This is a genomic window from Steroidobacter sp., from assembly GCF_036406195.1.
Lineage (GTDB): Bacteria > Pseudomonadota > Gammaproteobacteria > Steroidobacterales > Steroidobacteraceae > Steroidobacter.
The window spans coordinates 132,688-149,774 of the sequence record NZ_DASWVW010000027.1 but is presented as its reverse complement, the minus strand read 5'-3'; the positions used below and the strand labels follow the sequence as shown (position 1 = coordinate 149,774).

Annotated in this window: 16 protein-coding genes; 9 read left to right on the top strand and 7 right to left on the bottom strand. The window is 63.2% G+C overall.

Going from position 1 to position 17,087, the window contains the following annotated elements:
* The first annotated feature begins 103 nt into the window (after positions 1-103).
* Positions 104-886, top strand: coding sequence for a thioesterase family protein (locus VGE08_RS12265; protein ID WP_331068178.1), 783 nt, complete (start codon positions 104-106; stop codon positions 884-886).
* 6 nt (positions 887-892) lie between these two features.
* On the opposite strand, the gene VGE08_RS12260 is transcribed toward VGE08_RS12265, so the two are convergent.
* Positions 893-1,183: a hypothetical protein gene (locus VGE08_RS12260; protein ID WP_331068177.1), complete on the bottom strand. Its 291-nt coding sequence runs from the start codon at positions 1,181-1,183 to the stop codon at positions 893-895.
* 28 nt (positions 1,184-1,211) lie between these two features.
* Between VGE08_RS12260 and VGE08_RS12255 the strand changes: the two genes are divergently transcribed.
* On the top strand, positions 1,212-3,020 hold the full coding sequence (locus VGE08_RS12255) for an ATP-binding cassette domain-containing protein (RefSeq protein WP_331068176.1): 1,809 nt from the start codon (positions 1,212-1,214) through the stop codon (positions 3,018-3,020).
* A 27-nt stretch (positions 3,021-3,047) separates the two neighbouring features.
* Here the strand turns inward: VGE08_RS12255 and VGE08_RS12250 are convergent, their stop codons facing one another.
* On the bottom strand, positions 3,048-4,313 hold the full coding sequence (locus tag VGE08_RS12250; protein WP_331068175.1) for an MFS transporter: 1,266 nt from the start codon (positions 4,311-4,313) through the stop codon (positions 3,048-3,050).
* Between the two features lie 88 nt (positions 4,314-4,401).
* Here VGE08_RS12250 and VGE08_RS12245 point away from each other — a divergent pair, with 88 nt between their 5' ends.
* The 3 genes from VGE08_RS12245 (at position 4,402) to VGE08_RS12235 (ending at position 6,648) form a co-directional block, all read left to right on the top strand.
* Entirely contained in the window at positions 4,402-4,968 is a 567-nt protein-coding gene (locus VGE08_RS12245; RefSeq protein WP_331068174.1) for a DOMON-like domain-containing protein, read from the top strand.
* Entirely contained in the window at positions 4,965-6,167 is a 1,203-nt protein-coding gene (locus VGE08_RS12240) for a DUF1343 domain-containing protein (RefSeq protein ID WP_331068173.1), read from the top strand. The genes VGE08_RS12245 and VGE08_RS12240 overlap by 4 nt, the downstream gene beginning before the upstream one ends.
* A 238-nt stretch (positions 6,168-6,405) precedes the next feature.
* A complete protein-coding gene (locus VGE08_RS12235; RefSeq protein WP_331068172.1) occupies positions 6,406-6,648 on the top strand; it encodes a DUF6496 domain-containing protein in 243 nt (80 codons plus the stop codon).
* A 41-nt stretch (positions 6,649-6,689) separates the two neighbouring features.
* On the opposite strand, the gene VGE08_RS12230 is transcribed toward VGE08_RS12235, so the two are convergent.
* Together VGE08_RS12230 and VGE08_RS12225 are read right to left on the bottom strand one after the other, a co-directional pair.
* Positions 6,690-7,934, bottom strand: coding sequence for an MFS transporter (locus VGE08_RS12230; RefSeq protein ID WP_331068171.1), 1,245 nt, complete (start codon positions 7,932-7,934; stop codon positions 6,690-6,692).
* A complete protein-coding gene (locus tag VGE08_RS12225) occupies positions 7,927-9,978 on the bottom strand; it encodes an MDR family MFS transporter (protein ID WP_331068170.1) in 2,052 nt (683 codons plus the stop codon). The genes VGE08_RS12230 and VGE08_RS12225 overlap by 8 nt, the downstream gene beginning before the upstream one ends.
* 184 nt (positions 9,979-10,162) lie before the next feature.
* Between VGE08_RS12225 and VGE08_RS12220 the strand changes: the two genes are divergently transcribed.
* From VGE08_RS12220 to VGE08_RS12210, 3 genes are all read left to right on the top strand, one after another.
* Positions 10,163-11,014 carry an efflux RND transporter permease subunit gene (locus VGE08_RS12220; protein ID WP_331068169.1) on the top strand — a complete coding sequence of 284 codons (852 nt, stop codon included), beginning with the start codon at positions 10,163-10,165 and terminating at the stop codon, positions 11,012-11,014.
* On the top strand, positions 10,896-11,939 hold the full coding sequence (locus VGE08_RS12215; protein WP_331068168.1) for an efflux RND transporter permease subunit: 1,044 nt from the start codon (positions 10,896-10,898) through the stop codon (positions 11,937-11,939). Before VGE08_RS12220 ends, VGE08_RS12215 begins: the two co-directional genes overlap by 119 nt.
* A gap of 284 nt (positions 11,940-12,223) precedes the next feature.
* On the top strand, positions 12,224-13,000 hold the full coding sequence (locus VGE08_RS12210; RefSeq protein WP_331068167.1) for a ferredoxin--NADP reductase: 777 nt from the start codon (positions 12,224-12,226) through the stop codon (positions 12,998-13,000).
* Positions 13,001-13,027: 27 nt separating this feature from the next.
* Here the strand turns inward: VGE08_RS12210 and VGE08_RS12205 are convergent, their stop codons facing one another.
* The 3 genes from VGE08_RS12205 to VGE08_RS12195 form a co-directional block, all read right to left on the bottom strand.
* Positions 13,028-13,261 (bottom strand): hypothetical protein, encoded by a 234-nt coding sequence (locus VGE08_RS12205; protein WP_331068166.1) that lies wholly within the window; start codon positions 13,259-13,261, stop codon positions 13,028-13,030.
* Positions 13,262-13,384: 123 nt separating this feature from the next.
* Positions 13,385-14,185, bottom strand: a complete 801-nt coding sequence (locus VGE08_RS12200; protein ID WP_331068165.1) for an exodeoxyribonuclease III — start codon at positions 14,183-14,185, stop codon at positions 13,385-13,387.
* 37 nt (positions 14,186-14,222) lie between these two features.
* Entirely contained in the window at positions 14,223-14,687 is a 465-nt protein-coding gene (locus VGE08_RS12195; RefSeq protein WP_331068164.1) for a DUF411 domain-containing protein, read from the bottom strand.
* Positions 14,688-14,948: 261 nt separating this feature from the next.
* Here VGE08_RS12195 and VGE08_RS12190 point away from each other — a divergent pair, with 261 nt between their 5' ends.
* Positions 14,949-17,066, top strand: a complete 2,118-nt coding sequence (locus tag VGE08_RS12190) for a M3 family metallopeptidase (RefSeq protein WP_331068163.1) — start codon at positions 14,949-14,951, stop codon at positions 17,064-17,066.
* Positions 17,067-17,087: the final 21 nt, after the last annotated feature.

Genomic DNA, 17,087 nt, shown 5'->3' with positions numbered 1-17,087 from the left:
CCGTGTTCGGCACACCGATCGACGGGACTCTGTCAGAATTGGCGCTGGAATCGTTTCTTCCCACTGACGCCGCCACCGCGGCCGTGCTCCGACAATTGGCCTCATGAGTTACGTCTATCGCATCGAAGGTTCCATCGCTCACCCGCAACCTTGTGCCGCCGGCCCCTGGGATCCCGGCATGCAACACGGCGGCGCGCCCGCTGCGTTGATCGCCTGGGCGATCGAACGCATGCCGGTGCGCGAGCCCATGCAAGTGGCGCGCATGACCTTCGATTTCCTGCGCCCGATTCCGGTCGCGCCATTGGAAATAAACATCGAGGTGACGCGCGAAGGCCGCAAGATCCAGGTCTGCAATGTGACTTTGTTGCACGAGGGCGTGGCGTGCGTGCGCGCCACGGTGCTCAAGGTGAGACGGACCGAGATGGAATTGCCCGAGCACGTGATCGACGAGCAGGTGATATTGCCCGGCCCGGAACAAGGCCGCGAATCCAAGGTCGCCTTCAGCAGCCACGAGCAATTCGGCACGGGCGTGACGTTGCGCTCGGTGCGAAGCTCGTTCGGAGAGTTGGGCCCGGGTGCGGCGTGGTTTCGTGCGCAGCGTCCCATCATCGCCGATCAGCCCAACAGCCCGCTGATGTGCGTGGCCCTGACTGGAGACTTTTGCAACGGCGTCTCCACGCTCCTCGACTTCGAAGCATGGACCTTCATCAACGCCGATCTGACCATCAACCTGGCGCGCATGCCGGTGGGCGAATGGATTCTGTTGGATGCGCAGACCTGGCTGGGCGATCACGGCGCGGGTCTCGCCTTCGCGAAGCTCGGCGACGAGCGTGGCTACTTCGGCCGGGCCATCCAGAGCCTGGTGATCGAGCGCCGGGACCAGTGAGCGTCGTCAGCGGCCAGCGCCGGAAGCCGGCGGCTGGCTCGCCTCGGCCTTCTTGCGTTCTTCCTCGGCGCGCTCCTTCCGGATGGTCCAGATGACCGTGCCGAATGCGACGCCGATGACCATTATCAACGCGGCCATGATGAAAACCAGGCCGCCGGCCAGGCGCCAGCCTTCGTAGAGACCGACAGCGAGACCGATGGGGGTGGTGACCAGCAACAGGGGTTTGGCGATGCGCATGGGCGCATTGTAAGGCACGCCGCCGATTTCCAGCCCTGTAATCGCCGGCGCCGTTATCATTCGGGCCCCGCTCCTCTTCGTTCTGCCCATGCCCCTGCTCACGCTGCGCAACGCCGAACTCGCCTACGGGCTGCATCCGCTGCTGGATCGCGCCAACTTCTCCATCGACGAGCGCGAGCGCGTCGGCCTGATCGGCCGCAACGGCACCGGCAAATCCTCGCTCCTCAAGGTCATCACCGGCCTTGCGCCTTTGGACGACGGCGAGCTGGCCCGCCTGGACGGACTGAAAATCGTACTGGTGGAGCAGGAGCCACTGTTGCCGCCAGCGGCAAGCGTGCGTGACAGCCTGGTGGAACGCGGCAAGCTCGATCAGATCCACGACGAACGCGAGCGCTGGCGGCTCGACGCGCGGCTCAGTGAATTCTTACAACGCCTGGGCGTTGCGGCCGAGCGAGCGCCGGAGACTACATCCGGTGGTGAGCGCAAACGCGCGGCGCTGGCCTTGGCCCTCGCGCTGGAACCGGACCTGCTGCTGCTCGACGAGCCCACCAACCATCTGGACATCGATGGCATCACCGCGCTGGAAGAGCTGTTGATCAAGGGGCCGGCCTCCATCGTGGTAACGCACGATCGCGCCTTCCTCGACCGTGTCGTGACGCGAATCGTCGAGCTCGACCGCGGTCTGCTGCGCTCCTATCCCGGCAACTTCGCCGCGTATGAAACTCGCAAGAGCGAGCAGCTCGCGGCCGAGGAAGTGGTCAATCGCAAGTTCGACAAGTTCTGGGCGCAGGAAGAAGTGTGGATACGCAAGGGCGTCGAAGCGCGGCGGACGCGCAACGAAGGTCGCGTGCGCAGACTCGAAGCACTTCGCGAACAGCGTGCCGCGCGCCGCGAGCAAATGGGGAGCGTCAAGCTCACGCTCGACGCAGGCGAACGTTCCGGCAAGCTGGTGGCCGAGCTGACCGATGTCAGCAAATCGTTCGGCGATCGGCCCATCGTGCGCGACCTCTCCATGCGCATCATGCGAGGCGACCGGCTCGGGTTGATCGGCCCCAATGGCGCGGGCAAATCGACGCTCATCAAGCTCATCCTCGGCAAGCTCGAGCCCGACGCCGGCAGCGTGCGGCTCGGTACGAACATCGCCGTCGCCTATTTCGATCAATTGCGCGAGCAGCTCGATCCGGACAGATCCGTGGCCGAAACCATCAGTCCGGGCTCGGACTGGATCGAGATCGGCAGCGAGCGCAAGCACGTCATGACGTACCTCGGCGATTTCCTGTTTCCGCCGCAGCGCGCCGGCTCGCCGGTGAAGGCGCTGTCGGGCGGCGAGCGCAATCGTTTGTTGCTGGCGCGCTTGTTCGCTCGCCCGGCGAACGTGCTGGTGATGGACGAGCCCACCAACGATCTGGACATCGACTCGCTGGAGCTGTTGGAAGACACATTGCAGACCTATCCAGGCACGCTGCTGCTGGTAAGCCACGACCGCACGTTCCTCGACAACGTCGTCACCCAGACGCTGGTCGCGCAAGGCAACGGCCGCTGGCAGGAATATGTCGGCGGTTACAGCGATTGGCTGGCGCAGCGTCCGGCGCCGCTCGCGCCCGCTCCGGCAAAGCCGAAGCAGGAAACCAAAGCGGCGCCTCGGTCGCCGGCACCGGTCAAGCTCAGTTACAAGGAAACTCGCGAGCTGGCGCAACTGCCGGCCGAAATCGAAGCGCTGGAACAACGTCAGCAGGAGCTCACCGCCCGCATGAGCTCGGCCGACTATCACAAACAGGGCGCCGACCAGATCAAGGCCGATCGCAAGCTCGCCGAAGATCTGGAGCGTGAGATGGCGGAGAAATTCGAACGCTGGTCGACGCTGGAAGCGAAGGCCGAAGCCGCCGCCAAGAGCTGAGCAGGCTGCAGCGGAACCAGCACGTTTTCAGCGCACGCTTTTGGCGGGCAAGATGGTGACGGATGCGAGCATTGCGACGCTGCCGGCGATAGCAAACAACCAGCCGTAATTGCCATCCGTCGTTGCGAGGATGAATGGCGCGACCGCGGGCGCGATAGCCTGCGGCAAGGCATTTGCGACGTTGAAAATGCCAAGATCTTTGGCGGCATCACGCCAACGATTCGGCAGCACATCCGTGACCAAAGCGAGATCGACCGCGAAATAGACGCCGTGTCCGATGCCGGTAGTGGTCATGCCGAGCAGGAACGTTCCGTAGTCCGGCGCGGCTGCGATGATCCACAAGCCCAGCGCATATACAACGCCACCGATCACCACGAAAATCTTGCGACGGCCGACCGCGTCCGAGAGCCGCCCGCCGAGCACGCTGACGGCGACGATGGCGACGGTCTGCACCAGGATGCCTTGAAAGATCAGCTTGGGAATCTGCTCCGAGGGATGCCCGAGCTTGTCGATCAGATAAAACGGCTGATATGTATTCAGGAACGCGGTGCCCAGCACCAGCAGCAGGCGGCTGAGCCACGTCCACGCGAAATCAGGATGCTGCCGTGGGTTCACCCAATAGATCGCCACTGCATCCCGCCAGCCGAATGGGCTGGCCTTGCCCGGCTCGAGGTGCCGATCACGCAGCGACAGCGCGAATATCAGTACCAGCACCACGCAGATGCTCGCGGGCACCATGAACATGAGCAACGTGGAACCCGCCACGGATTGCACCAGGAACGTACCGCTGACCTGACCGAGCGGCAGGCAGATTCCCATCACGCCCGCGACGGTGCCGCGCTGTTCGGTGGGCACATGATCGGGCAGCACGGCGATGATCGCGGCCAGCACGGCATTGAAAGCGAGCTGCGACAGGCACCAGCCGACCAGCACCATGCCGATCGAGGTTGCGGTCGCAATCATCAGCAGCGCCAGCGCACCACAGATCACGCCGCCGATCAGCCAGGGCCGCCGCATACCAAAGCGCGACGTGGTCCGGTCGCTCAGCCGTCCGAACAGCGGGTTGCCTACCAGCGCGAAGAACGCGCCCAAGCCCAACACCAGCGACAGACTCGAGGCAGCGGTCTCCGGCGCCAGCTGCCGCACCTTCAGGGCAATACTGACGAGCACGGGCGTGAGCAAGGCCAGCCACGTACCTGTGTAGGCGAAGGCGAGGAGCGCGATGAATCCCCAACCGACGCGTGCGTTTTCATCGACAGCCGCGGGCGAAGCCGGCTGCTCTTGTGCGTGCATGCGCGCAGGATGCCCGGAAGCTTGCATCTCTCACAAGCTGAATCGCCAAAGGGGAATGTTCCCAGTGCCCTGGACTAGAATAGCCGCCATGCACGCCATGCCCCTGTTGCAACATCCCTCGACCCCGGACGATGTGCTCGGCAGCATCTCGGTCGAAGTCGACTCGCCCACCCCCGATCTGCTGGTGTTGTATTACCGTATCAGCGGCGACATCGATCGCCTGAAGCTGCCGCCGCAAGCGGCCAGCCAGTTCCAGGACGAGCTGTGGCGGCACACGTGCCTGGAGGCGTTCATTGCGCTGCCCGACAGCGGCGTGTACTTCGAATTCAACTTTTCGCCCTCCAGCCAGTGGGCGGTGTACCGATTCGAGGGCTATCGCGAAGGGATGACGCCGCTGCATCCCGAGCCGCCGCCGCGCGTGATGTTCCGACGCCGTGATGGCGAGCTGGCTGCCGATATCGACATTCATCTCGATGCCATCCCGGGGCTGACGGCGGACGAGATCAACGGCCGCGATCTGCGACTGGCCGTGGCCGCGGTCATGGCAAACGATCAGGGCCGCATTTCGTATTGGGCGCTGGCGCATCCGCCGGGCAAGCCCGATTTTCATCATCGCGATGGCTTTGCCCTGGCCCTGGCGGGAGATGCCGCATGAAGCTCGGTATCGAGCGGCTGCTCGAAGATGCGTCGTTGCGCCGTGAATTGCAGGGCAAACGCGTTGCGTTGCTTGCTCATCCCGCTTCGGTCACGACGGACCTGACGCATTCGCTGGACGCGCTCGCGGCCGCCGGCCTGAAACTCACCGCGGCATTCGGTCCGCAACATGGCCTGCGTGGCGACAAGCAGGACAACATGGTGGAGTCGCCGACCTTCAACGATCCCGTCCACGGCATTCCCGTCTTCAGCCTCTATGGCGAAGTGCGGCGCCCCACCGACGAGATGATGCAGCCGTTCGATGTGCTGCTGGTCGATCTGCAAGATCTCGGTTGCCGCATCTACACCTTCATCACTACGCTGCGTTACGTGCTCGAAGCGGCTGCCGCCCACGGCAAGGCCGTTTGGGTGCTCGATCGGCCCAATCCCGTCGGCCGTCCCATTGAAGGATTGCGGTTGCGCGCCGGTTGGGAAAGTTTCGTTGGTGCCGGCCCGCTGCCGATGCGTCACGGCCTCACGCTCGGCGAGCTCGCACATTGGTTCGTGCGCACGTTGCATCTCAATGTCGACTATCGCGTAATCGAGATGCAAGGCTGGCAGCCCGAAGCCGCGCCAGGTTACGGCTGGCCGCTGGGTGAAAGGACCTGGGTGAATCCAAGTCCGAACGCGCCGAATCTTTGGATGGCACGCGCTTATGCAGGCACCGTGATGCTGGAGGGCACGACGCTTTCCGAAGGTCGCGGCACCACTCGACCACTGGAGCTGTTCGGCGCACCCGACATCGATGCCAACCAGGTGTTGAAGCAGATGCGCTCGCTGGCACCGCAATGGCTGCAAGGTTGCCGGCTGCGGCCCTGCTGGTTCGAGCCGACGTTTCATAAACATGTCGGGAAACTCTGCTCAGGATTGCAGATCCACGTTGAAGACCGCAGCTACGATCACCACGCGTTCCGGCCGTGGCGCCTGCAAACATTGGCGTTCAAAGCGCTGCGCCGATTGCAGCCGGACTATGCGCTATGGCGCGACTTTCATTACGAATATGAGAAGGACCGTCTCGCCATCGACATCATCAACGGCAGCCCGTTGCTGCGCGAATGGGTCGACGATGCACGAGCCACACCCGCGGATCTCGATGCGCTGACCTCGCCCGATGAAACCTCGTGGCGCGACGAGCGTGAGGCATTTCTGATCTATCGCTGAGCAGCCTCTGCCGCACTCGCGGAACAGGCTGCAGCTGTAAGACGTTGCTGGGGCGGGACTAATCCCAATGGCACTTAGTTAGCGCCCTCCAGCGGTTAGCGGTTAGGGCAGAACGGAGGCCAGGATTTAGCTCATTTCTGGCTAACCGCTATCCGCCATCCGCGAACCGCTGCGACAAAGACGGTTAACTAAGCACCATTGGGACTAATCCATCCCGCCAACACCTGAGGTACACCTCATGGCACGCAAATACAGCAAGAAGGCGTCGAAGAAGGTCGAGAAAACGATGCGCGAGCGCAAGAAAGGAACCTTGCGCAGCGGCCGTTCGGGCAAGAAGGTGACGAGCCGCAAACAGGCCATCGCCATCGGCCTGTCCGAAGCGCGGCGCTCCGGCGCAAAGGTGCCGAAGAAAAAGACCGGCCGTAAGAGCAGCAGCAAGAAAAAGGGCTCGAGCAGGAAGCAGAGCTCGAAGAAGAAGTAATCTCGAGCACGTGCCCGGCTCCAGACAATCAGCCTGAAAGATCAAACTCTGGAGCTGCGCACCAGCAACAGTGCGCTGAGCGCCGTCAGCACCAGCGCGCTGAGCGCCAGCGACGAATGAATTCCGATCACCGCGCCCATCAATCCGACCGTGACCCCGCTGAAAGTTCGCAAGCCGAGCGCCATCATCGAGAACACGCCCAGCACACGGCCGCGAATGTCGGCCGGCGCGTTCACTTGCACCAGCGTCTGCGCCATCGAATTGAACGACAGGTCCATGAAGCCGGCAACGAACAGCAGCAGCACCGCGAGCGAGTAGATCGACGACATCGCAAATCCGGCCAGCGCGATACACCAACCCATTGCCAGGATCATGGCGGTACGTGGATTGGGCAGCAGCCAGCCACGACTCTCGAGCAGGAAACCGGCGGTCAACGCGCCAAAGGCGTCCGCTCCGAGCAGCACGCTGTAAGAAAGATCCGCGTCGCCATGACCGAGCGAGCGCGCGAAATCCGGCATCTGCGGCAGATAAGCGTTGCCGATGAAGAATGACGCGCCACCCGCCAGCAGGATCATCGACAACAAGACTCGATGCGAGGCGACGCGCCGCAATGTCAACACGACGTCGCCGTACGAAAGCAGCGCACGCGGCGGTGGCCCCTGCCCCGCTGCGGCCCGCGAATAGGGTGCATTCAACAACCAGAGGATGGTGGGGATGTAGATCAGCGCATTCAACAGAATGCCGAGCGACGGCCCGAACACCATCAGCAGCAACCCGCCGACCGCAGGCCCGCCGAGCAGTCCGATGTGGCGCGAGGTTGCATTCAGTCGCACGGCGCTTTGCAGATGTTCGACTGGAACCACGTGATGCAACAGCACTTGCGAGCTGGGCGTCCACAACACGCCAGCAATGCCGTGCAACGTCAGCAGCAGCATTGCATGCCACATCTCCAAGGTGTCCGTCATGAACAGTACGCCCCAAGCGATGGAGACACCCATGAAGATGGCCATGCCGATCTGGATCAGCCGCCGCGGATCGAAGTGATCGGCCAGCGCGCCCACCGGCAGGGAGAACAGCAGGAACGGCAACCAGTGCGACACCACAGCGAATGCACCCAGCGCGTTCGACTCGAACTTCTGGAACATCATCCAGTAGCTGATGACGTGCTCGACGCTGTCCGCCATCATCGCGCCGGCGAACGAGAAGAAAAAACCGCGATAGCCCGGATGCCTCAGCGCCGCGAAAGAGCGATGCGAAGACGCTGTGGTTCTGGCGGCTTCAGTCATTGGCTGGCGCCGCCGAGTCCGCGCTTGCCTTGGAGCGCAGTGGCAATTCGGGAATGAACAGCACCACGAGCAGCGCGAGGGCGACGATCCACACTGCGTGCTGCAGCATGCGAGCGATGGCGTTGGCGAACGCCACTTTCGTGCCGCGCTGTACGTCTTGGACCAGCTCCGCCGCGTACTGCGCCATGGCGACCTTCACGAACTGCAAGCTCTGCCGGGACTGCTCGGCGACGATCGCGTCCTCGGCGCCCAAGACGCTGTCGCGGAACAAGCGGGCGACATCGGCAATCACATGCGGCTCGTGCCATGCACGTGAAGGAATGTTGGCGAGCTGTTGTTTCAATGCCGTCGGCAAGTTGGGATCTTTCAACAGTCGATCCCTGCCATCCTCGCCGTCTTTCAATCCGGCGACCAGCGCATCGGTTCGCGCCACCAACTCATCGTGGATGCGTGCACGAATGCCGCCATCGCGCAATGGCTCCTTGATGCTGTCCGGCAGTCTTGGATCACCGAGCACCTCGGCGACAGCTTCCTGATCTTCTCCATACGCGCGCTCGATGACCTCGTAGCGTTCGTCGAGCGCTTGTTGCACGCGAGCCTGAATCTCCTCGACATGCATGGCCTGGCTCTGCGCATGCGCCAGGTCCAGCTGCGGGATCGCGTTACCAGGCAACTGCGGCACATGCTTGGGCAGCTCGGTGGTCAACGCATGCGTGAGAAACGTACCGAACATGGCCACGCCCACCGTCGAACCGATTTGCCTGCTGAACTGGCTCATGCTGGTGGCCACGCCAATCTGATTGGCAGGCGCGGCGTTCTGGATCACCAGGCTGAACAGGTTTTGCGCCGGCCCCAGCCCCAAGCCGGTCAACGCCAGGCGCCAGGCGAGATCGCCCTGTGTCGTATCGGGGCCGATGCCGGTCAGAGACACGACACCCGCCACCAGCAGCACGCCGCCCGTAACCATGAACACTTTGTATTTGCCGGTACGCGTCACCAGGCGTCCGGAGCCGACGCTGCTGAAGATCATCGCAAGGATCAGTGGCATCAGATACACGCCGCTCTGGGTCGCCGACGCGCCCTGCACCAGCTGCATATACAGCGGCATGAACATCACCACACCCAGGAAGGACATGCTCATCACGAACGCCGCGAGCGTCGCCATGCGGAAGGCTGGAATGCCGAACAGATGCAAGGACAGGATCGGTTCGCGCGCCCGCTGCTCCACCCACAGGAAGATCGCCAGCGCTACCGCCGACATCGCGAACAGACCGACGATCTCAGGCGAGTCCCACGCGTACTGCGTGCCGCCCAATGACAGTGCAAGTAACGCCGTCGCCGCGGTCAGCACAATCAGCACCGCGCCGAGATAGTCGATCGCGCCGCCGCCCCCTTTGCGCAGCGCCGGCATGCGATACACGATCATGAACAGCGCCAGCGCGCCCAGCGGCAGGTTCACGTAGAACACCCAGCGCCAGCCGGCGATGTCATAGCCGCCGAGCGTCACCGAGCCATGATCGGTGAAGAAACCGCCGATGAACGGACCGACCATGGTGGCCAGGCCGAACACCGAACCGAACACCCCGAACAGCTTGCCGCGCTCGCGGGGTGGATACATGTCGGCCATGACGGCGAACGACACCGTCATCAATGCGCCCGCGCCCAATCCCTGCAACGCACGGAACACGATCAGCTGCATCATGCCGTCGCCCAGCACCGGCAGGCTGCCGAGCTCGCCGCTCAGTCCGCACAGCGCCGAGCCGACCAGAAACAGCAGCACTCCGCCGATCAGGATGGGTTTGCGCCCGTACTGATCGCTCAACTTGCCATACAACGGCACCGAGACCGTGGACGTGAGCAGGTACGCGGTGGTGACCCAGGCGTACATGGAGAGCCCCTGCAGCTCCTCGATGATCCGAGGCATCGCCGTGGCGACGATGGTCTGGTCGAGCGCGCTAAGCAGCACGACCACTGCCAAGGCGGCCAGCGTCAGGCGCCGTTCGGCGGGCGTGATCTGCAATTCGCTCGATTGGGAGGCGTTCAAGGCGGTCGGGGGCTGGCAGCGGCAAAAACGCCGCAGAGCTTAAACCGTCCGTCGGTGTCCCGCATCACGAGGTTCGTTCTGTCGTGATTTCGTCTCGGCTGGTCGCAAGCACGACAACCAGACGGCGGCGTCGAGGTCCAATCGCGACATAGCAACGACCCTGGCCAGCCAAGGAAGTCGAGCGATGCGTGTCATTGCCGCCGCCATTCGCAACCCCATCGCCGTCGGCGTAACGGTGCTGCTGGTGTGCCTGTTCGGCACGCTCAGCCTGCTGAAGCTGCCGCTGCAGCTGTTTCCCGATATCGAACGGCCGACGATCGGCATCTTTACCAACTGGCGAGGCGCCTCGCCCGAGGAAGCCGAAGCCGAGCTGCTGGAGCCCCAGGAGCGCGTGCTGCAGGGATTGGCCGGCGTGGAAGAGATTACCGGCAACGCCAACAGCGGCGGCACCGAAGTGATCCTCACCTTCGCCATCGGCACCGACATGAAAGCGACCCTGGTCGATGTCATCGGCCGCATGAGCCGCCTGCCGCCGCTGCCGCGCGATGCCGACCGCCCGGTGGTGCAACTGGGCGGCCAGGGCGGCGACGCCAATCAAAATCTCACATTCTTCTTCGTGCAGCTGCTGCCTGGCACCGAGGGGCCGATCGACAAGTACCGCCGTTTCATCGACGACGTGGTGCGGCCACGGATCGAGTCGGTTCCCGGCGTCGGTGGCGTGGAGATCAATGATGGTGCGCTCAACGACGTACGTATCACCGTCGACCTGCAGAGAGCTGCGGCGCTTGGGGTTGGCATTCCAGACACTCCGCATTCCGGACACTCGCGTGTTCGTCAACGAAGGGGAACTGTTCGGTGGCTTCGGCGGCTCGGCCCGTTCGGTTGCCATCCACTTGCAGACGTCGGACACGGCGTCATTGAACGCTGTCGGTGCCGCGGGCCGGCGCTTGCTGGAACAAACATTCCCTGGCGCCAACGTGCAGTCCTTCCCGAACACGGACGTGCAGGTATTGGAGCTGCGTGCAGAGCCGAATGATCGACGCATAGCCGAGGTCGGCTGGGATCGCGCGGCGCTCGGCACCATCATTCGCTCGCTCGGCGACGGCGCATGGCTGGGCGAATACTTCGATGGCCAGGCGCGCTTGCCGGTGATCCTGCGAACCAACCTCGAGGAGAGGCCCGAGGACCTCGCGCAGGCGCCGTTGATCACGCCGTCCGGAGAAGTGGTGCCATTGGGCGAGTTGGTAACGCTGCGGACGACTCTGGTGCCCGAGCAGATCAGGCGCGTCGATCATCATCGCACCGTCACGCTGACCGTCGATCCTCCTCCGACGCTGTCGCTGGAAGACATGCTGGCGAAGATCAGCAACGAGATCGTGCCCACGCTGCGCGCCGACCTGCCCGCGGATGCAAACATTCGCCTGGCCGGCAGCGCCGATCGGCTCGACACCATCATTCAGACCATGAGCGGCAATTTCCTGCTGGCGCTGCTGGTGCCGCTCGCTCTGCTCAGCTCCGTCAAGCCGCAGATGGAATTGCCCATCAAGGTTGCGAACAAACAGATGTCCGCCACCGTGCGCACGGTCGTGCCCGTCGGCGAAGAACGCTCGCGTCAGTTCGAGCTCCGCATGATCCTGGCCGACAGCGCGTTCAACGTCGGCTCCGCGCTCGAAGTCGGCCTGCCCGAACGCGACGCCGCCGACGCCCTCGTCGTCCCTCGCGACGCCATCGCCGTTCGCCAGACCGGCAACTACCTCATGCGCATCCGCCGGGACAACACCGCCGAACGCGTCGCCATCACTTCCCTGGCCACCGACGGCGACCTCGTCACCATCGACGGCCCGGTCAACGCCGGCGACGTCGTCGTCATCCGCGGCGTCGAACGCCTCCAGCACGGCCAACGCGTCACCATCCTGGCCCGCGACGCCGCGCTGCAGACCGATCCCAATCCGGACGCCTGAAACGGCCGAACACCGATTTGACTTTCGTCAAATGACGGCGCGCTTCCCGGCCGGCCATCTGGCCACCACCTCACGTCCGACCGGCCATAAGGCTTTGAAAGATAAGGCCGCGCGCCCATCGATCTGCCGGCGGCAAGCGCAGCGAGGGTAATGTCCTTATTCCCATTCGCGCTCACAAACTCGGGGTGGGTGACGCTATCCTTTTACGGCTGCCCGACCCGGGATGGCGGCTTTGTGCCGCAAGGGTCACTTTCCGGTCAGCGTGATGTGCATTGAGGAACCAAATGTCGAGTTTCAACACCGAGCGCGTCCTGCGAGTCCGTCACTGGAACGACACGCTGTTCAGCTTCGTGACCACCCGCAATCCCGGACTGCGCTTCGAGAACGGCCAGTTCGTGATGATGGGCCTGGAAGTGAACGGCCGTCCGCTGACGCGCGCCTACAGCATCGCCAGCGCCAATCACGAGGAGCACCTGGAGTTCTTCAGCATCAAGGTGCCCAACGGCGCCCTGACCTCCCGCTTGCAGCACCTGTTGCCCGGCCACGAGGTGCTGGTCAGCCGCAAGCCCACCGGCTCGCTGCTGCTGGATGACCTGAAGCCCGGCAAGAACCTGTACCTGCTCAGCTCCGGCACCGGCCTCGCGCCGTTCATGAGCCTGGTCAAAGATCCGAACATGTACGAGAAGTTCGAAAAGGTCGTGCTCCTGCACAGCGTGCGCGCCACCAGCGAGCTTGCCTACGAGGAATATCTCACCCACGTGCTGCCCCGAGACGAGCACATCGGCGAGATGGTCTCCAATCAACTAATCTACTACCCGACCGTGACGCGCGAACCGTATCGCAATCGCGGCCGGCTCACCGACCTGATCGAAAGCGGCAAGCTGTTCGAACAGATCGGCCTGCCACCGCTGAATCCCGAGCACGATCGCGCCATGATCTGCGGCAGCCCGTCGATGCTCAAGGATCTCTCCGCCATCCTCGATGCCCGCGGCTTCACCATCTCGCCGCACATCGGCGCACAGGGCGACTACGTCATCGAGCGGGCGTTCGTCGAGAAGTAACGACAGCGAGGCAGGTGGCGTGGGCGATCAGCCCACGACCGCCGGGTTCGCCAGCTCTTCGATGATGTTCTCGCTCAGACCCTGAGTAACCAGGTTCTGCACAACCTTGGACTCCAGGTCCCTATAGCTATCGAGATACTGCACTGAGCTCTTGCGAGCTTGCTGGATTTTATTGCGCTTGGCGCCAGCAGGCGATTTTCGCTCCGAAGCAGCCAGGAAAAGCTCCTGAAACTTGCGCGGAGCGACTCCTTCGAAGTGCATGAACCTCACACGCCCTTCGGTCCGCGGCGCGGTGCAGTCTCCGTGGAACTCGCGGCGGGCGTCCATATCGCCGGCGCACCAATGTGATCGTGCCGGGCTATGTGCACTGACTCGGAAGTCGTTTCAGTCGATGTCGAGCGTCACGCTCACCGGGCAATGGTCGCTGCCCATGACGTCGGCATGGATTTCGGCCTTCTTCACCAGCTTGCGCAGCTTCTCGGACACCAGCCAATAATCGATTCTCCATCCCACATTGCGCGCGCGGGCGTTCGAGAAATTGCTCCACCACGAATAGTGGCCGTTACCCTGCGTGAACATGCGGAACGTGTCGACGAAGCCGGCGTCCAGGAAATTCTGGAAGCCCTCGCGCTCCTCGTCGGTGAAGCCTTTCTTGCCGCGATTGGGCTTGGGATTGGCCAGGTCCAGCTCGGTGTGCGCCACGTTCAAGTCGCCGCAGATCAGCACCGGCTTTTTCTTCTCCAACTGCTTGCAGTACGCGAGGAACGCCGGATCCCAATGTTTGTGCCGCAGCGGCAGGCGGCTCAGATCGTCCTTGGCGTTGGGCGTGTACACCGTGACTACGAAGAACTTCGGGTACTCGGCAGCGATGACGCGCCCTTCCTCGTTGGCGTCACGCTTGAGCTCGTCGGCGAATGCGAACTTCCTGGTGAACTCCTTGGGGAAGCCGTTGATCACCTCGAGCGGCTCCTTCTTGGAAAAGATCGCGGTGCCCGAGTAGCCCTTCTTCACGGCCGAGTTCCAATACTCGTGATAGCCGGCCAGGTCGATTTCCGCCTGGCCGCGCTCGGCCTTGGTTTCCTGCAGGCACAGCACGTCGGGCTTGTGCTTCTTTATGAATTCCTGAAACGCGCCTTTTTTCACCACGGCACGAATGCCGTTCACGTTCCACGAGTAGAACTTCATCATCGAGGCTGTCCGTTATTGTTATTTGCCCAAGTCTTTACTGGCCCAGGTTGTCGCCATGAGTGGCGAACACGGAAGTCTTGCCGTCTTTGCCCACCAGCAGCACGTCGTAACGATCGACGCGTCCCGAAGCTACTTCCATACCGGGCGATCCGGCCGGCATGCCCGGCACGGTCAGGCCCTTGGCTTGCGGCCGTTCGCTCAGCAAGCGCTTGATGTCGTCCGCGGGAACGTGACCTTCGATGAAATACCCATCGACCTCGGCGGTATGACAGGAGCCCATGCCGAACGGCACGCCGACCCGCTCCTTGATGGGCGCGAGATTCTCCAGGTCATGCACCTGGACGGTGAAACCCGCCGCTTGCAGATGCTTGACCCAGAGGCCACAGCAGCCGCACGTCGGCGTTTTGTTCACGACCACGACAGGCGCAGCAGCCGCCGTGGCAATACGAGTCATCGCGGGCAAGGCACAGAGGCCGAGCAAGGCCTGGCGTCGATTCATGACGGTCTCCTGCAGAAGGTGCGAGCCGAGCCTGGCACGCAGGCGCCAATGATGACCGGGCCTCGCGCAACTGACCAGTCTCGTTGCTTGTCCTGTATACAAAATCGCACCGCCGAATCGACGTTGCCGGCGCTTGCTGAAAGGGCGCGCATTTGTAACCCTGGCCGCCTCACCTGGACACCGAAGACACCGATCGAACCCATGCCAGTAGCCAACCAGCTTGCTGCCGCGCTGTTATGCGCGGCGCTTGGAATGACCACCATGAATGCGACCGCTGACCAATCGACGTTATCGCCCGACAACCCCTTTGCGCGCGAAAGCACGCTGCCCTACAAGTGGCCGCCGCTCGATAAGATCAAGAACGAGCACTACGTACCGGCGCTGGAAGCCGGCATGGCCGAACAGCGCAAAGAAGTGGCGGCCATCGCCAACAACGAGGCCGCAGCCACGTTCGAGAACACCATCGTCGCGCTGGAGCGCTCCGGCCAGTTGCTGAACCGCGCGGCCACCGTGTTTTTCGCGCTCAGCTCCTCGAACACCAATCCGGAGATCGAGAAGGCCCAGACCGAAATGGCGCCGAAGCTGTCGGCCCACTCGGATTCGATCTATCTGGATGCAGCTTTGTTCGCGCGCGTGAAGCAGCTCTACGACCGGCGCGAGACGCTGCAACTCGATCCCGAGTCGCTGCGCCTGCTCGAGCGCTATCACACCAATTTCGTGCGGGCCGGCGCCAATCTGTCCGAGGCCCAGAAAAAAGAGCTGCGCGCTCTGAACGAAAAAATTTCGTCGCTGACGACCGAGTTTCGCCAGTTCGTGCTCAAGGGCGACAACGCCGCCGCGCTCGTGATCGACAATCGCGCAGAGCTCGACGGCTTGAGCGAGGCGCAGATCGCCACTGCTGCCGAAGCCGCCAAGGCGCGCGGCATGGAGGACAAGTGGGTGCTCACTTTGCTGAACACGACCAATCAGCCGGCACTCGCGCAATTGAAGAATCGCGCGGTGCGCGAACGACTGTTCAAGGCGTCGGCGGGTCGCGGCTGGGGCGGCGAATTTGGCACCACGAAGTTGATAGCGGACATCATCAAGCTGCGCGCCGATCGCGCCAAGCTGCTGGGTTATCCGAATCACGCAGCGTATGTGCTCGAAGACGAAACGGCGCTGACCCCCGAGGCGGTGAACAGCATGTTGCATCAGTTGGCGCCCGCCGCGGTCGCGAATGCCAAGCGCGAAGCCGGGGAAATGCAACAGCTCATCGACGCGCAGGCCAAAGCGAACGGCACGCCGAGCTTCCAGCTGCAAGCGTGGGATTGGGACTTTTACGCCGAACAGGTTCGCGCCAAGAAATTCGCCTATGACGAAGCGCAGGTGCGTCCGTACTTCGAGCTCGGCCGCGTGCTGGTCGATGGCGTGCTGTTCGCCGCACAGGAGCTGTACGGCTTGAAGTTCACAGAGCGCAAGGACCTGCCCGTCTATCAGGAAGACGTGCGGGTGTTCGAGGTGTTCGATCGCGACGGCTCGCAGCTCGGATTGTTTCTTTTCGATCCCTATGCCCGCAGCAACAAGCGCGGTGGAGCGTGGATGAACAGCTTCGTCGAGCAGTCGCGCCTGTTCGGCAACAAGCCGGTCGTGACCAACACGCTCAACATTCCCAAGCCGCCCGCGGGCCAGCCGACGCTGCTGACCTGGGACGAAGTGACGACGGCGTTCCACGAGTTCGGCCACGCGCTGCACGGCCTGTTCTCGGACGTGCAGTACCCGCAGTTCTCCGGCACCAACGTGCCGCGCGACTTCGTCGAGTATCCCTCGCAGTACAACGAAATGTGGGCCACCGAGCCGCGCGTGCTGGCGAACTATGCCAAGCATCACGAGAGTGGCGCGCCCATGCCGAAGGAGCTGATGGACAAGGTGCTGGCGGCCCAGAAATTCAATCAGGGTTACGCGACCACCGAGTACCTCGCGGCCGCCATCCTCGATCAGCGCTATCACCAGCTGGCAGCGGGCAAGACGCCAGCCGCGGGTGACATCGCAGCATTCGAGGCCGACGCCTTGAAGTCGGCGCAGGTGAACTTCGAAGCGGTGCCGCCGCGCTATCGCTCGACTTACTTCCTGCACATCTTCGCCAGCCCGATCGGCTACTCGGCCGGCTACTACGCCTACATCTGGAGCGAAGTGCTGGCCCGGGACACCGAGCATTGGTTCAAGACCCACGGTGGGCTGAAGCGCGAGAACGGCGACTTGCTGCGCGCCAAGGTGCTGTCCAAGGGCTTCAGTGCGGATGCGCTGACCCTGTTCCGGGATTTCTATGGCAAGTCGCCGGATATTGCTCCGCTGCTGGAAGCCCGGGGCCTGACCGGCGGAACGACCGCAACCGCAAACTGAGCGCCAGCCGCTGTCGGGCGG

Bases quoted from the DNA above. Each gene is read 5' to 3' on its own strand.
- VGE08_RS12265 (WP_331068178.1), top strand. From the start codon at position 104: ATGAGTTACGTCTATCGCATCGAAGGTTCCATCGCTCACCCGCAACCT.
- VGE08_RS12260 (WP_331068177.1), bottom strand. From the start codon at position 1,183: ATGATAACGGCGCCGGCGATTACAGGGCTGGAAATCGGCGGCGTGCCT.
- VGE08_RS12255 (WP_331068176.1), top strand. From the start codon at position 1,212: ATGCCCCTGCTCACGCTGCGCAACGCCGAACTCGCCTACGGGCTGCAT.
- VGE08_RS12250 (WP_331068175.1), bottom strand. From the start codon at position 4,313: ATGCACGCACAAGAGCAGCCGGCTTCGCCCGCGGCTGTCGATGAAAAC.
- VGE08_RS12245 (WP_331068174.1), top strand. From the start codon at position 4,402: ATGCACGCCATGCCCCTGTTGCAACATCCCTCGACCCCGGACGATGTG.
- VGE08_RS12240 (WP_331068173.1), top strand. From the start codon at position 4,965: ATGAAGCTCGGTATCGAGCGGCTGCTCGAAGATGCGTCGTTGCGCCGT.
- VGE08_RS12235 (WP_331068172.1), top strand. From the start codon at position 6,406: ATGGCACGCAAATACAGCAAGAAGGCGTCGAAGAAGGTCGAGAAAACG.
- VGE08_RS12230 (WP_331068171.1), bottom strand. From the start codon at position 7,934: ATGACTGAAGCCGCCAGAACCACAGCGTCTTCGCATCGCTCTTTCGCG.
- VGE08_RS12220 (WP_331068169.1), top strand. From the start codon at position 10,163: ATGCGTGTCATTGCCGCCGCCATTCGCAACCCCATCGCCGTCGGCGTA.
- VGE08_RS12210 (WP_331068167.1), top strand. From the start codon at position 12,224: ATGTCGAGTTTCAACACCGAGCGCGTCCTGCGAGTCCGTCACTGGAAC.
- VGE08_RS12205 (WP_331068166.1), bottom strand. From the start codon at position 13,261: ATGCACTTCGAAGGAGTCGCTCCGCGCAAGTTTCAGGAGCTTTTCCTG.
- VGE08_RS12200 (WP_331068165.1), bottom strand. From the start codon at position 14,185: ATGAAGTTCTACTCGTGGAACGTGAACGGCATTCGTGCCGTGGTGAAA.
- VGE08_RS12195 (WP_331068164.1), bottom strand. From the start codon at position 14,687: ATGAATCGACGCCAGGCCTTGCTCGGCCTCTGTGCCTTGCCCGCGATG.
- VGE08_RS12190 (WP_331068163.1), top strand. From the start codon at position 14,949: ATGAATGCGACCGCTGACCAATCGACGTTATCGCCCGACAACCCCTTT.